The organism is Streptomyces sp. NPDC057654 (assembly GCF_042800135.1).
GTDB lineage: Bacteria > Actinomycetota > Actinomycetes > Streptomycetales > Streptomycetaceae > Streptomyces.
Map to the genome: position 1 here is coordinate 1 of NZ_JBHVHQ010001096.1, position 2461 is coordinate 2461.

Below are 2461 nucleotides of genomic sequence, written 5' to 3' on the forward strand. Positions count from 1 at the left end.
CGGCCGGTCAGCACGGGGTCAGGAGACGCCCAGCTCCTTGGCGTTGGCCTTCAGGTCCTCGATGCCACCGCACATGAAGAACGCCTGCTCGGGGAAGTGGTCGTAGTCCCCGTCGCAGATCGCGTTGAACGCGGAGATCGACTCGTCGAGCGAGACGTCCGAGCCGTCCACGCCGGTGAACTGCTTGGCGACGTGGGTGTTCTGCGACAGGAAGCGCTCCACCCGGCGGGCGCGGAAGACGGTGAGCTTGTCCTCCTCGCCGAGCTCGTCGATGCCGAGGATCGCGATGATGTCCTGGAGGTCCTTGTACTTCTGGAGGATCGTCTTGACGCGCGAGGCGCAGTCGTAGTGGTCCTGCGAGATGTAGCGCGGGTCCAGGATGCGGGACGTCGAGTCCAGCGGGTCCACCGCCGGGTAGATGCCCTTCTCCGAGATCGGGCGCGAGAGCACGGTCGTCGCGTCGAGGTGCGCGAAGGTCGTGGCCGGGGCCGGGTCGGTGAGGTCGTCCGCCGGCACGTAGATCGCCTGCATCGAGGTGATCGAGTGGCCGCGGGTCGAGGTGATGCGCTCCTGGAGGAGGCCCATCTCGTCCGCGAGGTTCGGCTGGTAGCCCACCGCGGACGGCATGCGGCCGAGCAGCGTGGACACCTCGGAACCGGCCTGCGTGTACCGGAAGATGTTGTCGATGAAGAAGAGCACGTCCTGCTTCTGCACATCGCGGAAGTACTCCGCCATGGTCAGACCGGCCAGCGCGACGCGCAGCCGGGTGCCCGGCGGCTCGTCCATCTGGCCGAAGACGAGCGCCGTCTTGTCGATGACGCCGGAGTCCGTCATCTCCTCGATGAGGTCGTTGCCCTCACGGGTGCGCTCACCGACGCCGGCGAACACGGAGACGCCGTCGTGGTTGTTGGCGACGCGGTAGATCATCTCCTGGATGAGCACCGTCTTGCCGACGCCCGCGCCGCCGAACAGACCGATCTTGCCGCCCTTGACGTACGGGGTCAGCAGGTCGATGACCTTGACGCCGGTCTCAAACATCTCGGTCTTCGACTCAAGCTGGTCGAAGGTGGGCGCCTTGCGGTGGATCGGCCACCGCTCGGTGACCTCGGACTCCGCCTCGGGCTTGTTCAGGATGGTGCCGAGGGTGTTGAACACCTTGCCCTTGGTCACCTCGCCGACGGGGACGGTGATGCCCTCGCCGGTGTCGACCACCGTGGCCTGGCGGACCAGGCCGTCGGTGGGCTGCATCGAGATCGCGCGGACCACGCCGTCGCCCAGGTGCTGGGCGACCTCAAGGGTCAGCGTCTTGCGCTTGCCGCCCTCGGCCGGGTCGTCGACCTCTACGTGCAGCGCGTTGTAGATCTCCGGCATCGCGTCGACGGGGAACTCCACGTCGACGACCGGCCCGATGACCCGCGCGACGCGGCCCGTGGCCACGCCGGCCGCTGCGGCCGTCTCAACAGTGGTGGTCATGGTTATCGGTCACTCCCCGCGGTCGCGTCGGCCATGGCGCTCGCACCGCCGACGATCTCGCTGATTTCCTGGGTGATTTCGGCCTGGCGGGCCGCGTTGGCAAGCCGCGAGAGCGTCTTGATGAGCTCTCCGGCGTTGTCGGTAGCCGACTTCATCGCGCGGCGGGTGGCGGCGTGCTTGGAGGCAGCCGACTGGAGCAGCGCGTTGTAGATGCGGCTCTCGACGTACCGCGGCAGCAGGGCGTCGAGAACGCCCTCCGCCGACGGCTCGAAGTCGTAGAGCGGGAGGATCTCGGCCTTGGCGGCCGCGGCGCCGTCCGACGCCTCCTGCCCGTTCGCCGCGAGACTCAGCGGCAGCAGGCGGTCGTCCACCGGCTGCTGCGTCATCATCGACACGAACTCGGTGAAGACGATGTGGAGCTCGTCCACGCCGCCCTCGGCCGTGTCCTGCTGTACGGCCTCGATCAGCGGCGCCGCGACCATCTTGGCGTCCGCGTACGTCGGGCTGTCGGTGAAGCCGGTCCACGACTGGGTGACCGGCCGCTCCCGGAAGTCGTAGTACGCGACGCCCTTGCGGCCGATGATGTAGGTCGTGACCTCCTTGCCCTCCGAGCGCAGCCGCTCGGTGAGCCTGTCCGCCGCCTTGATGGCGTTGGACGAGTAGCCGCCGGCCAGCCCGCGGTCGCTCGTGATGAGCAGGACCGCGGCCCGGACCGGGTTCGCCACCTCGGTGGTCAGGGCGTGCTTGGTGTTCGAGCCGGTGGCAACCGCCGTCACCGCGCGGGTGAGCTCACTCGCGTACGGCGTCGATGCCGCCACCTGGCGCTGCGCCTTGACGATGCGCGAGGCGGCGATCATCTCCATCGCCTTGGTGATCTTCTTGGTCGCGGTGACGGAGCGGATGCGACGCTTGTAGACCCGGAGCTGGGCTCCCATGGATCAGGTCCCTTCCGTCGTCGTCACTTCGAGGTACCGGCCGGGGCGTCGTC

General features: G+C 68.3%; 2 protein-coding genes. Both read right to left on the reverse strand.

Annotation, left to right across the window (positions count from 1 at the left end):
* Positions 1–18: 18 nt before the first annotated feature.
* Positions 19–1473 (reverse strand): F0F1 ATP synthase subunit beta, encoded by a 1455-nt coding sequence (gene atpD, locus ACFU99_RS40850; RefSeq protein ID WP_384403016.1) that lies wholly within the window; start codon positions 1471–1473, stop codon positions 19–21.
* Positions 1474–1475: 2 nt separating this feature from the next.
* Positions 1476–2408: a F0F1 ATP synthase subunit gamma gene (locus tag ACFU99_RS40855; protein WP_384403018.1), complete on the reverse strand. Its 933-nt coding sequence runs from the start codon at positions 2406–2408 to the stop codon at positions 1476–1478.
* Between the last annotated feature and the right edge of the window lie 53 nt (positions 2409–2461).

Coding starts and splice junctions, on each gene's coding strand:
- ACFU99_RS40855 (WP_384403018.1), bottom strand. CDS start 2,408: ATGGGAGCCCAGCTCCGGGTCTACAAGCGTCGCATCCGCTCCGTCACC.
- atpD (WP_384403016.1), bottom strand. CDS start 1,473: ATGACCACCACTGTTGAGACGGCCGCAGCGGCCGGCGTGGCCACGGGC.